Origin of the sequence: Bacillus sp. A260 (genome assembly GCF_009861435.1) — a bacterium.
Lineage (GTDB): Bacteria > Bacillota > Bacilli > Bacillales > Bacillaceae_G > Bacillus_A > Bacillus_A cereus.
Genome location: NZ_CP046399.1, coordinates 39,059 through 52,846, shown reverse-complemented (window position 1 = coordinate 52,846; position 13,788 = coordinate 39,059). Strand labels below are relative to the sequence as shown.

Genomic DNA, 13,788 nt, shown 5'->3' with positions numbered 1-13,788 from the left:
AGATGATGAAAAAAATTCGAAAATTCTCATTGAAGCGAAAAGGGTATCTTCATCATAATTATAAAATTGATGGTGAAGATCTGCCTACTGAACAAAAAAGAATTAATAAAAAAGCACTAGCGGTTTCGATTGTTGCGGTGCTTTTTCCTTTGTTTTTTGTGAACTTTTTAGTAGGGACGTATCAGAGAATTATAAATGATATATCAAAAACAGTAGAAAAACCGACTATTTTTGATGTTTGGGGGGCGGATTGGAATAAGAGTATTTCTGCGGAAAATGCTATCTCTTTTGTACTTCCAACAAATATATATGTCTTTTTTGTATTGATTCTTATATTGATTGGTTTTTTGGTGTATTCAAAATTTAATTATCGAAGTGATAAGAATGTAGCTTACGGTCAAAAGGGGGATAGTCGATTTACAACTATTGAAGAAATTCAAGAACAGTATCCAGCAGTTCCTGATAAAAATGAATCCTTTGAAGGCTATGGAGGTGTACCTGTTTCACATTTTAAGGATAAATATTATATCGATACAGATACAGTTAATACAGCCATTTTAGGGGTTTCTCGTTCGGGTAAAGGGGAAACGATTGTCGTTCCAATGATTGATAATTTGAGTAGAGCAAAAAATCAATCAAGTATGGTAATAAATGATCCGAAGGGGGAACTATATAGTGCCTCTAAAGATACGTTAGAAAAGCGAGGGTATGATGTACAGGTACTTAACATTTTAGATCCATTGCAGGGAATGTCTTATAATCCCTTGCAATTAGTCATTGATGCTTGGGTAAATGGGGATGATCAAGAAGCAGCTAAACGTGCAAATACATTGACTTTCTCTTTGTATAACAAACCTGATGCGGGAGAGAATGAATTTTTTAACACTTCTGCACAAAATGCAATTAATGGAATTATTCTAGCTGTTGTAGAGTATTGTGTGAAGAATAATTGCATTGAAAAAATTACAATGCACAATGTATCTCAAATGCTCAATGAATTAGGGACATTTTATTATAAGGAAGATCCTGATGATTTTACAGAGAAAAATGCTCTGGATGAGTACTTTAAAAGCATGCCACAAGGAAATATTGCAAAGATGCAGTACGGTTCAACTAGCTTTGCTGGTGAAAAAGCGAAGGGATCTATTCTTGCAACCGCCAATCAGGGGTTACAAACTTTTGCGGATAAAATGTTTGCAAAAATGACATCAAAATCTAGCTTAGATTTAAAACAAGTAGGTTTCCCTAAAAACCTATTTTTTCAGTTGGATGAAAAATTTCTAAATAAGCGTGTAACAGTCTCATTTCATAAAAATAATCAAGAAAAGACAGAAATAGGAAGTTACAAAATTAAGGTCAAAGCTTTGGGAATGTGTAATATGAATTTTGATGAATCCTTAGAAGATGGAGATCTATTACTTATTCGTTTTCAAGATGAGGAAGATCCGAAAAAGAGATATAGATTATTGTATAGTTTACAGTTTGAAAAACTGTTAGATGAAAAAGGAAGAGTTGTTTATCAGAAAAAAGAGGGATGTGAACATAAACCTGAACATCAACGTCAAGTTACGCTGAATTTAAAGGCGAATACTTTTCCTTTAAAGCCAAAAGCAAAATTATCGTATTCCGATAAGCCTACAGCGGTATTTATGATAGTACCTGACTATGACAAGTCAAATCATGCTTTAGCGAGTATTTTTATTAAACAGTTATACACTGAATTATCAACAAATTGTAACGATACAAAAGGTAAAAAATGTTTTAGACGAGTACATTTTCTGTTAGATGAGTTTGGTAATATGCCACCAATTGATGATATGGGTGGCGTATTAACAGTTTGTGCAGGGCGTAATATGTTATTTAATTTAGTAATTCAATCTTATTCACAAATTGAAAAGCTATATGATAAACAGGCGAAAGAAATTAAACAAAACTGTCAAAATCATATATATATTATGTCAACTGATCCTGAAACAATAGAAGAAATTTCAAAACGTGCGGGACACAAGACTGTTATTGGGAAGTCTTCTAATGAAAGTTATTTGGATGTAGATAACAAAGTAACTAAAAGTGCAGACCAACAACGTATCATTTTTCCGGATAGGCTATCACAATTTTTGGAGGGAGAAACATTAGTTATCCGCGCACTACATAGACAAGATAAAAATAGAAAAAAAGTAAGGCCATATCCCATTTTAAATACAAAAGAAACAGCTATGCCTTATCGTTGGCAATTTTTAGGGGAATTGTTTGATACCTCAAATGACCTAAATGAAATTGATATACCTTCCTTACATATAGGACTGGATTTAAAAGATCTGTATTTGAACTTCTTGGATTTTATTGTAAATAATGATGCGAGAAACCAATATGCCAGTAAACAAAAGATAGAGTTTATAGCAGAACCAGAACAAACAATTGATGAAGTGATTAAATCATTAATTGTTTGTGTAAAGGAAAAGAAAAATGTAGAAGATCCAGTAGAAATTCGTAATCGTCTGGTAGTGATGTTATTGAAATATGCAAAAGATAGTGTGGTTCCTAAGAAAGAAGAAGTTCAAATTTTATTAGAAGAATCAGCAAATCAAAACATAAAGAGATATCTAAAAAAATTATTAAAACAGTTATAAAGATAAAAAAATTCCTGTATATGAAGGTGGAGAATATGGGGAATAAAGTAAAAAGGGAAGGTAGAATAGGAATGGCTACTAAGAAAGTAAAAGAGTGGTTCATAAAAAGTAAAAGGACACTAGTAAAAGGAATTTTAACAATTTCTATACTATTGAGCAGTTTAACATTCACACCGGTTGCGTATGCTTTTGATTGGTATGATTTTCTTGGTCTAAAAGACAAAGATGCTGGAAAAGCGATAGAGTTTTTGAAAAATGATTGGATTCAATATGCTAACTTTTTAGGTTCTGTTTTTCAATCAATTCAAGGGTGGATAATTAAGGGGTTACTTGTAATGGTTTCTTCATTAGAAAAAGTAATTCCTAAGACATTTTCCTTATTAGGTTTATTAAAAGATGCTGGATTAAATGATTTTGCGTCTTCTATGATGAAAGGTATGTTTTTTGCAATTTTAGTATTGGTAATTGCTTGGCTAGGAATTAAAACGATTATATATCATCAGCCACCACGTTTTAAATCTGTTGGGGTGAATATAGTTGTGATGGTGGGCTTGCTAGCAGGGCTAAATGAATTAATGGCAGATATGCAAAAAATGTCTACAGATTTTTATCATGATGCAACTAAAGATGGGAAAATGAAAGACAGTTTGGCTTTTAATCTAGTAAAGCATAATACAGCTGATATAGTGTATTTAAGTCGAATTGGATTTGATTCGATAAAGAAAGAAAATGAAAAGGCAATTTCAAAAGAAAAAAGTGTTAAGAATGGTTTAGATGAAGATATGTATTATAATGCTGACCTTGGAGATTTGGTAACAACGGATGTTGTTGATAAGTTAAAAAAGCAAAAAGTTGCTGAAGAAACGGATTATCTAAAATATAAAATTACAAACGATGGAGATAAAGAAGCAGTTGAAGAAATTAAAGAAAGTATGTTTAACCCTTTTAGTGATACTTTTCCGTCAGGATATGTTCGTTATCCTATGAATTTCTTTACTATATTTTGGGGACTAGTCGCATTGGGAGTTGCATACCTGTATACTATTTTTGTTTTTGTAATGACGATATTCGAAATTGGAATGAAGAAGCTAATTGCACCATTTGTGTTTGTTACGGATCTGGAATCAGGACAGAAAACAAAAATGGTTGTGCAGGATATTATGAATGGCTTCTTAGTATTTGCTTTTACAGGACTTAGTTTAAGGTTTTATATTATAGCAGTTAATTACTTATCAGATGCGGATATCAATAGTTTCTTATATATTGTATCAATGATATGTTTGACAACCGCTTTAATTAAAGGGTCTGAATCTATTTTAAAGTATTTTGGTATCGATGTTGGTTTGAAAGAAGGAAAGAACAATCTAATGGGTGCACTAGGAACGTTATCTTCTGCTAATGGTGTAAGAAAAGGATTAACTAATATGGGCAGAAGTGTGCAAGATAAATTGTCTGGCCAAGGTCGAGCAGATACTCCTAAAAGATCTGAATCTGATGATAAATCTGATAATATTGAGGGCAATTCGGATGGTAATTCTAGTGGGAATCAAAAAAATAGTGGTCTACAGCCCAAGAAAATTGCTAGAAATACTGGTGCAGCACTAGGTTATATGAAAAATCGTGGAATTGGTGGCATGGTAAATGACGCTGGACATAAGATGGGGGAATCCGTTACTGGTGCAGTTGATAAAGGTAAAGAAGCCGTATCTGGTGTTGCTAAAGGTGTGACAGGTAGTGTGAAAGGAACTATTGATGAATTTAAAGGTGGACAATCTGAAGGGAAACAGAAGGCTCAAGAAAATGCTGATCGTCAAACATTAGGAAAAATAGGGAAAGATGTTCAAAATAATGCAAATGCGGGAAAAGAGAATTCTTCAACTCCAAAAATGGAAGAAACATCTCAAAGAAATATGCATGTAGCAAATCGGAAAGGTAGTTCAAATCGCCAAGATAATGTTCAACAAGGAAGTACACAAGGTAGCATGAAAGGTGAAAAACAAACAGCGGAACGAGAACTTGAATTACAAAATAAATTACGAAATACAGGAAGAGAAGAGCCGCAACAAAGTAGTGTAAAAGGCGAAAAACAAATAGCGGAACGAGAACTTGAGCTGCAAAACAAATTACGAAATACAGGAAGAGAAGAGCCGCAACAAGGCAATGTGAAAGGTGAAAAACAAACAGCGGAACGAGAACTTGAGCTGCAGAACAAATTACGAAATACAGGAAGAGAAGAGCCGCAACAAGGCAATGTGAAAGGTGAAAAACAAACAGCGGAACGAGAACTTGAGCTGCAGAACAAATTACGAAATACAGGAAGAGAAGAGCCGCAACAAGGTAGTGTGAAAGGTGAAAAACAAACAGCGGAACGAGAACTTGAATTACAAAATAAATTACGAAATACAGGAAGAGAAGAGCCGCAACAAGGTAGTGTAAAAGGTGAAAAACAAACAGCGGAACGAGAACTTGAATTACAAAATAAATTACGAAATACAGGAAGAGAAGAAGGACAGCAAGGCAATGTGAAAGGTGAAAAACAAACAGCGGAACGTGAAATTGAGTTGCAAAATAAATTACGAAATACAGGGGGAGTAAATGCATCACAGGCTGATGTGAAGGCAGGATCAGCCACGATAGAACGAGATATAAATATTCAGGATAAAGTGAAAGGGAATAATACAGTAAGTGGTGATGTAAAAGCGGGATCAGCGACAGTAGAGCGGGATGTAAATATCCAAGATAGAGTGAAAGGGAATAATACAGTAAATAGTGATGTAAAAGCAGGATCAGCGACAGTAGAGCGGGATGTAAATATCCAAGATAGAGTGAAAGGGAATAATACAGTAAGTGGTGATGTGAAAGCAGGAGCAACCACAGTACAAAGAGATGTAAATGTTCAAAATAACGTCCGAGGTAGTGGGGAAGTAACCGCAGATGTAAAAGCAGGAGCAACCACAGTACAAAGAGATGTAAATGTTCAAAATAACGTCCGAGGTAGTGGGGAAGTAACCGCAGATGTAAAAGCAGGAGCAACCACAGTACAAAGAGATGTAAATGTCCAAAATAACGTCCGAAGTAGTGGGGAAGTAAATGCGGATGTTAGAGCGGGAGCAACCACGGTACAAAGAGATGTAAATGTCCAAAATAATGTCCGAGGTAGTAGTGAAGTAAATGCGGATGTTAGAGCGGGAGCAACCACGGTACAAAGAGATGTAAATGTCCAAAATAATGTCCGAGGTAGTAGTGAAGTAAATGCGGATGTTAGAGCGGGAGCAACCACAGTACAAAGAGATGTAAATGTTCAAAATAATGTCCGAGGTAGTAGTGAAGTAACAGCGGATGTTAGAGCAGGAGCAACCACAGTACAAAGAGATGTAAATGTTCAAGATAACGTTAGGGAAGGAAGTGTATCAAGATTTAAAAAACGTGGTAGTACCGATAATCGTACAAATGGCTTACGAGGAAGGTAAAATGAGGAGGCTTCTAAAGTGAGAATAATTGATGTTGCGGATAGAAAAAGAATATACCTTGAAATGAAAAATCGAGAATTGAGATGTAGCTTTCTTATGATGTTAATGGGATTTGTTATTTCAATGGGAATCTTAACTTTTCAAATAAGTTTTGAATTAAATCATTTATATCATTACATTGTTACTTTTGTTTTTCTAATTTATATTTCTTTAAGTGTGTATTCAAATAATGAACTATCAAGAGAGTGTTCTGAAGTTAAAAGAAAGCAGAAGGAATACTGAAATGAATAATTGGCTATTTGCTATCTGCATGTTAGGAGTCGCGATTGTGTTAAGCATGATTACAACTTTTGTAAAACATATTTTTAAATTGTTAAAAAGAAGAAAAAAGGAACCTATTTGGGTAACAGTAACAAGTGCTGAGTATATAGATAAGGATTTTTTAGAGAGAGAAATACGCAAGGAAAAGAAAAATTGTAATTGAATTTTATACAAATAGGTGTTCATAGGTTTATAAAAGGTAATTAAACCTATGATTAGATAATAGAAAGGAGAATGATAGTAGTGGAAATGATCCGGAATCCCAAAAATATTAAACAAGAAATAAAACTAGCATTTTTCTATATAATTGATGGGGGCATTATAGCCGTAATGCTAATTTTAGCAGGATATATGCCAAATGTTGTTCCAATCGGTGGATTTGGTAGATTAATGTTCTATGTGTTATTTGGATTATTTGGTTTGTTTTTATGTATTAAACCCTATAATAGTCCGACTAATCGAAATTTGAAAGTTATTTTGGACATGTTGAAAATGGATAATAAAAATTATCATCCGATTGAAGTAAATACAATCAACAGTGAATCTATGAAAAATAGGAAGTTGAAAGAGAGTGCTTAAAGAGCACTCTCTTTTTTAATTTTAGTGAAAGGGATGATGAACATGAGGGTTGCAACAGCTGATGTGAAAAAAATAAAGAAAAATAACAAAGAGCAGGCATCTGAGAAGCAAGGATTTATTTCAACTATTTTTGCATCATTTAAAAAAACTGATGCCCTAATGGTAGACATAGCGCCGTATAAAAGCATTGATAAAAAAACAGGAACTCTGGTTGATCGTAGAGATAATTTACAGGTTTATTTAAAGGTAAAAACAACAGATTTACTTTCTATGAACCAAGATGATTTGAAGCGTTTTATGAACCAGTTAACAAGTTTATGTCGTGTGTATCATGAGCCATTTAAAATTTTATCTTTAACGTACTCTACAGAAACATCAGTACAACAAGTTTTTTGGAAACGAATGGCTATACGATTCCAAAACAGAATGAATCGTGAAGGAGTAGGTAAAGAGGAAGAAGCTTTATGGTACCAACGCTATAGTTTAGCTGTTGAAAACCTTAATCGTGTGCTATGGGTAGAAAAAAATTTAAAAGAATTAGCATTTTTTATTGTTGTGTATGCAAAAAATGAAAAAGAGTTAGTGAAAAATGTGAAAGATATGAAGCGCTATGGTGGGCGTCAATTTGATTTGCAGAATATGAAGGCAAAAGAAGTTGAAAAATTAATCTTTAAATTACAAAACATGAATTCAGAAATGTAGTAGGAAGTGAATAAAGATGGTTAAATTAGGAAGGAAAGAGCAACAAAAATATCTTACTGAAGGTTATGATTTAGAATTTACTCAAAGAGTGCAACCGCAGGGTGGAATTAAATTTAATGAACGATATATTGCTAAGGGAGATTGCTATGTTGCTTGTCTACATGTGTATTCCCTTGCGGAAGAAGTGCCTCCATTATGGTTGACAACTCTTATGAATAACAAAGATACTATTTCAAGTATAGATATAGCAACTGCTAATAAAGAAGAGGTTGTTAAAGATATAAATCGATCCATTGGTGAGTTGAAAGATCGTATGACATCAGAACGTCGGTCTACTGACCGCGATGATGCACATTGGGAGCTCCAAAATCTAACTGATTTTGCACGTTCAATTACGCAGCAAGGGGAAATTGTTAAGCTCATACATTTGCGTATATTCATATATGATCCAGTGTTAGAGCAACTAGAGAAAAGAATTGGAGATATTAAGAAAGAAATTGCGGGACAAGATTATAAAGCTCAGGTATTTATTTTTAAACAAAAAGAAGAATGGCAATCTTTGTTTGCAAGCTATGATGATCAAGTAGAGTACTTAGGAGTAAAAAGCGGACGACCACTGCCATCTAGGAATATTGGTTACGGTATACCGTTTCATCATCAAGATTTAAAAGACCCAAGAGGAATTTACTTAGGACAAACCTCAACAGGTGGCGCATTTATTTTAGATCCATTTTTATCTACAGGTACTCGGACATCATTTAGTGGTTTTATTTTTGGTAAGATGGGTGCTGGTAAATCAACATTACTGAAACAGATAGAGGAAGGATTAGTTGCAAAAGATTGTTTCATCCGTGGCTTTGATAAAGCAAGGGATTATTACACAATTGTGCAGCAGCAAGGTGGTAAGATTATAGATTTAAGTGGGGTACAAGATTCAGAAGAAGTAGAAACAGGGATGATTAACCCGTTAGAAGTATTTGCAACTAAAATTACAAATACAGGTGCGGTAGACGAAAAGGGTTCTTTTATTCAGCATATCTCTAAAGTTACAAATATGATTCGATTCTTGAATTCAGAATTTGATGATACTGTGATTCAAGAGTTTCGTAAACATTTGTATGCTTTTTATATTGAGTGGGGATTAGTTCCTCAAAAGGGAAGTAATCAAGTGTATAAAGTAACAGGTTTTCCACCTGAAAATTATCCGATTTTAGAAGATTTCTATAGGTACTTAAACGATTTAAAATTGGAAACAGGGGCAACACCACAACGTCACCGTGATTTAGAAGCAATAAAATTACAAGTAGAAGATATGATAACGGTATATGGTGATATGTTTAATGGTCATACAACTCTTAAAAACTTTGAAGATGAACAAATTGTTTTCTTTGATATTGATGGGATTTCAAAGTACGATAAATCAGTTTTCAACTGTCAATTATTCACTGCATTAACCTTGATTTGGAGTCATGCACTTAAAAATGGTCGTAAAATGAAGTATTTACGAGAAGAAAAAAATCTTTCAATTGAAGATGTTAAATATTTTATGGTCTTTCTTGATGAGTGTCATAACGTTATCAATTCGCAAAATGAATTTGCCAACCGTTATGTCCTAGAGTTTGAACGTGAGATGCGAAAATTCTTTGCAGGTATATTTTTTGCGACACAATCACCGCAAGAAATGTTACCACCACCAGGAAGTACAGTTGACGTATCTACGATGAAAGCCATTTTTGAATTAACACAATATAAAATATTTTTGAATATGGATAACTCGGTCTTGGATACATTGAAAAGTGTTTTAGGAGAAAGTTTAACAGAATCAGAATTTCGTATATTACCTGAATTAAAGCGTGGTGAAGCAATTGTACAAGTTAGTTCTACAGAAGCGTATAATGTCATGTTTGATCCTGATGAAAAACAATTAGAACGTTTTAAAGGTGGACAGTAAGATGGCAAATACTCAGCAAGCGGTTTTAGAAAAATATAAAAAAATAAAGAAGTTTACTGCTCTATTAAGTGGTTCTACAGGAATTCTAATTCTTGTAGTAGCCATCTTTTTTTTAGTCATTCTTACTGGGATGTTAGCCGATGGCGATTCAAAGAGTGGTTCAGGTGGTGGAATGGTTGGTATTGGACAAATAAAAAATTTACCACCAGAAGTAATGAGATGGAAAGATATGGTTGAAAAGGAATGTGCAGCGCAAGGTGTCCCAGAATTTGTGCCATATGTATTAGGAATTATCATGGTAGAGAGCAATGGTATTTCAGAAAAACTACCTGATATTATGCAATCTTCTGAATCACAAGGTTGGAATATGAATACCATTTCTAATCCTAAAGATTCTATTTATTATGGCGTTATGCATTTGAAGGGTGTATTTACTGATGCGAAAGAATTAGGGATTAATGATTTATCAGCAATTGTTCAAGGATATAACTTTGGGCGCTATTATATAAAATGGCTAGCTACAAATAATCGGACACATTCCTTGGAAACAGCCGATTATTATTCTAAAACGGTTGTTGCTCCTGCTGGCGGTAATAAAAATGGAGCAACAATTGGATACAGTCAGCCTGTAGCAATTGCTTACAACGGTGGTTATCGCTATAAAAATGGCGGTAACTTTTTTTATGCAGAAATGGTGAAACAATATTTAAGTTTTGATAACGGGACTGCACCAGTAAATGGATCAGAAACCTTTAAGAAAATAATGGAGGAAGCTTTGAAATATAACGGAAACCCGTATGTTTGGGGTGGTAAAACTCCTGCGCAGGGATTTGATTGTAGTGGATTAACATCCTGGGCATTTAGGGCAGCAGGAGTTAATTTAAATGGTTCAGCATCAGAACAATACTATGCAACTGTAGAAGTTGATCCAAAAGATGCACAACCCGGCGATTTAGTTTTCTTTAAGGGGACATATGGTGGACCAAATCATGTAAGTCATGTAGGGATATATGTTGATGCAAATACGATGTACGATTCTGAGAATGCGGGGATTGGTTATCATCAATTTACATCACCTGGGTGGCAAAAATACTATGCAGGAATTCGAAGAGTGAAATAAAAGAATAAAGATGGAGGAAAAATTGTGAATAATTTAACGAAAATTTTAATTGGTGCATTAAGTGTATCTATTATATATAGTGGTGTACTTACATATAACACAAAGAAAGAATTTGATAAGAAAGATAGAGAGAATAAAATTACATTTGATAAAAAAGATAAAACTATTAGCGAACTAAAATCAAAATTAGATCAAGCTAGTACGATGTCTAATGATGAAGATACTAATGTGCAAGATAAACCTGGGGTTAATCCAGTAATAGATTTACAAAATCAATATAAAGATATATCAAATCAATTTGTTCATGCTTATTTAAATTATTCGGTGAAGAATAAAGGTGAGAGAAGAAATAATTTATTGAAAATCACAGATAAAAAGGTAGTGGACATGGTAGCACCGGATACGGAAGATATAGGAGATCCAAATTTTAAATCAACTGTAAATAATGCTGAATTTTTTATTGGCTCAAGTGAAGATATTTCTAAGAAATGTAGTGTTTTAATTGATGTTGAGTATACGATTGAAGGATTAGAAAATAAACAAACCACGATTAAAAATTTAATAAAAATAACCCTAGAGAAGCAAGGGAATGAAATTAAGGTTGTAGACTATATTACATATCCAACAAAAAGGTAAATAGAAAAATAAGCCCCTGTAAACAAATTGTTATCAGGGGCTTATTTATGAATTTTATAAAAAGTGTAGATTTGTTGATTTTATCATCAAATAGAAAGGGATTATTTATCATGCGCTTGAGTGAGTTGAAAGCAAATCATGATTATGTAAATGAAGGTGTATATTTAATTTTGAGATTACGAAAAAAGAAAGGGATAAGGAAAGATAAGTATGTTGAAATTCCCTGTCGGTGGTTTGATTATAATTCTGGAGATAAGGTGGATTGGTTAATTGTACGTGAATATGAGCCCAATGTTAATGGGAAAGTGAAGTATACAAATTACAAACTTGAAAATATTCATGAACAGGTGAGTATAGTGAATATGAAGGGAGAAGCATTATGCATTTGAAATTTAACAAAAAAAAGGGACAAAGAAAGGCTGCAAATGCTAAAAGAAAAGCTTACTTGCTAACGCTTGGAAGTTTTATAACGATGTTTTTTATACTTTGTATTTCACCGGTATTTAGTGGTGCTACATATAAATTTCCAGAGTTAAAATTAGGCGATTATCAAACGTTATCACCTACAGTTAAAATTTCTGTTGCCAAGAAAGAATACAATCCAGCAAATCAAACCCTACGAATTGATTATCAATTAAAGTCAGAAAATGATACACAAATTTTAAGTAACATGAAATATAAAATAGAGAATAAGTACATTAAGCAGAAACAAGATGATGTGAAAACAAAAGTTTATCGTGCAAGTGATGACTATATTATTGTCATTAGTAAGAACATACCGGAAGATTTTGGTGTTGTATCTTCAATGGTTAAACCTGAATATATCCATCCAGAATTACAAACAGATGCTGAGGACATTAAGGATAGCAGTTTTAAAACGTACATTGTGGAAAAAGATAAATTGAAAAATAATTCATTAAAAGAAGAGTCAAAAGATTTTTATGAGAAAGAGTATCTTACACTTTTACAAAAAGATAGTGAAAAAGAAATTAAAGATTTAGAACAAAAAATTAGGGATAAAAATAGTGCTAATAAGCAGCTAGAAATTAAAAATGATAAATTGAAAAAAGAGATGGAGTATCAAACAGAAGCAGAAAAAGCTAAAACACAAAATATGATTAACTCAAATACAGCAACAGTAAATAATAATAATAAGGAAATCGAGCTAATAAAAAATGACATAAAAATGAAGCATGAAAAAATCAAACTACTTAATGAAAAGAAAAAAACTATATAACAAATAATGGGATTGAGTGTTTGGGAATTCCCCCAAGCGCAAACTGACATATACAAATATAAGTTATCAAAACAAAGTAGATTTAATGTTATTTATTATAGCTGAAACGATATAACGGAAAATAATCGTACTTATAAGTTGGTTTATAATGCTATTTAAATTTTATTTATATGGTCTCCCTAGTTTTTGGGATTTATCTTTATTAGAAATTGTTAATGTTGTGTCTTCATGGATAGAAAAAATTATACCCGTTGATTAATGGTTTTATGGATCGGGTGAATAGATGATTAGAAAATTATATTGGGGGACATAGTACATGAAGTATAAAACGCACCTTACAACGAGCCTAGCGGTTGCTTTGCCTGTTTTAGCATCGTCAGGAAATCTCACCGTCGGAAATGTTATAGCAATTAGTTTTGGAGCTTTATTGCCAGATATAGATGAACAGCACTCATGGATTGGTCGAAGAACACGAGGGGTATCAGACCTAATGAATACAGTATTTGGACATAGGGGAATCACTCATTCACTACTGGGTTTAGTGCTTGTGCTGATTCCTATTTTATTTGCAGTAGGGATGACACCGTTATCATTTACTAATGGTATGTGCATATTAGCTGGTTATTTTCTACATTTAGTAGAAGATAGTTTTTCTAAAAAGGGAATCAAGTGGTTATTACCAATTTCGAATAAAAAATTTCAGAGTGGGTTTTATATTATTTACTATAGTTACGGTGGACTAGCAGAAAAGCTAATTTTAATAATTAGTACGCTTGTAATTGTTTATGAGCTTGCCTCATATGGAATAATAAGCTTTTAGCTATTTAATTCTATATGATATATGAGTTTATTTTTTGAAAAACCTAAAGGATTTATTCATAAAACTGTTATTAATTTAGTAGGAATAAATATAAAAGTAAAAGAGTTTGATGTATCGGAAAAATCATATTTCTATACAAATCGATAGTGGATGGGAAATTATTTAAACTCTATTCAAGGGCTAAATAGAGAGAAAAGCTACGTATGTGTTGTAGATAAGAAGACAAAAATGATATGTATAAAAAGAAAAAGTTACCAAAAAAAATATTGATAACCAAGAAATTTTAGTATATAATAGGTATTGTAATTGAGCGGAGTTCTTT

Annotated in this window: 12 protein-coding genes; all 12 read left to right on the top strand. The window is 32.9% G+C overall.

The genetic code is table 11. The features are described from left to right. Window positions 1–5: 5 nt before the first annotated feature. The 12 genes from GD442_RS27015 (at window position 6) to GD442_RS26960 (ending at window position 13,466) form a co-directional block, all read left to right on the top strand. On the top strand, window positions 6–2,630 hold the full coding sequence (locus tag GD442_RS27015; protein ID WP_481747875.1) for a VirD4-like conjugal transfer protein, CD1115 family: 2,625 nt from the start codon (window positions 6–8) through the stop codon (window positions 2,628–2,630). A gap of 71 nt (window positions 2,631–2,701) precedes the next feature. Then, window positions 2,702–6,100: a pLS20_p028 family conjugation system transmembrane protein gene (locus tag GD442_RS27010; protein WP_236582437.1), complete on the top strand. Its 3,399-nt coding sequence runs from the start codon at window positions 2,702–2,704 to the stop codon at window positions 6,098–6,100. A gap of 18 nt (window positions 6,101–6,118) precedes the next feature. Next, window positions 6,119–6,382 carry a hypothetical protein gene (locus GD442_RS27005; RefSeq protein WP_159365263.1) on the top strand — a complete coding sequence of 88 codons (264 nt, stop codon included), beginning with the start codon at window positions 6,119–6,121 and terminating at the stop codon, window positions 6,380–6,382. 1 nt (window position 6,383) lies between these two features. Continuing rightward, the gene (locus GD442_RS27000) at window positions 6,384–6,584 is read left to right on the top strand and encodes a hypothetical protein (protein WP_001067200.1); all 201 of its coding nucleotides are present in this window, start codon (window positions 6,384–6,386) and stop codon (window positions 6,582–6,584) included. Window positions 6,585–6,664: 80 nt separating this feature from the next. Further along, entirely contained in the window at window positions 6,665–7,000 is a 336-nt protein-coding gene (locus GD442_RS26995; protein WP_000425242.1) for a DUF5592 family protein, read from the top strand. 42 nt (window positions 7,001–7,042) lie between these two features. Then, complete coding sequence (locus GD442_RS26990) at window positions 7,043–7,702, top strand: hypothetical protein (RefSeq protein WP_001261733.1); 660 nt, start codon at window positions 7,043–7,045, stop codon at window positions 7,700–7,702. A gap of 16 nt (window positions 7,703–7,718) precedes the next feature. Further along, on the top strand, window positions 7,719–9,653 hold the full coding sequence (locus GD442_RS26985; protein ID WP_048563895.1) for a VirB4 family type IV secretion system protein: 1,935 nt from the start codon (window positions 7,719–7,721) through the stop codon (window positions 9,651–9,653). Between the two features lies 1 nt (window position 9,654). Then, window positions 9,655–10,773, top strand: coding sequence for a bifunctional lytic transglycosylase/C40 family peptidase (locus GD442_RS26980; RefSeq protein ID WP_000024186.1), 1,119 nt, complete (start codon window positions 9,655–9,657; stop codon window positions 10,771–10,773). A 24-nt stretch (window positions 10,774–10,797) separates the two neighbouring features. Beyond that, a complete protein-coding gene (locus GD442_RS26975; RefSeq protein ID WP_159365262.1) occupies window positions 10,798–11,409 on the top strand; it encodes a hypothetical protein in 612 nt (203 codons plus the stop codon). Between the two features lie 110 nt (window positions 11,410–11,519). Beyond that, window positions 11,520–11,798: a DUF5513 family protein gene (locus GD442_RS26970; RefSeq protein ID WP_033666662.1), complete on the top strand. Its 279-nt coding sequence runs from the start codon at window positions 11,520–11,522 to the stop codon at window positions 11,796–11,798. Further along, the gene (locus GD442_RS26965) at window positions 11,789–12,646 is read left to right on the top strand and encodes a hypothetical protein (protein WP_000550230.1); all 858 of its coding nucleotides are present in this window, start codon (window positions 11,789–11,791) and stop codon (window positions 12,644–12,646) included. The genes GD442_RS26970 and GD442_RS26965 overlap by 10 nt, the downstream gene beginning before the upstream one ends. A 316-nt stretch (window positions 12,647–12,962) precedes the next feature. Continuing rightward, on the top strand, window positions 12,963–13,466 hold the full coding sequence (locus GD442_RS26960) for a metal-dependent hydrolase (protein WP_000875859.1): 504 nt from the start codon (window positions 12,963–12,965) through the stop codon (window positions 13,464–13,466). Window positions 13,467–13,788 lie beyond the last annotated feature (322 nt).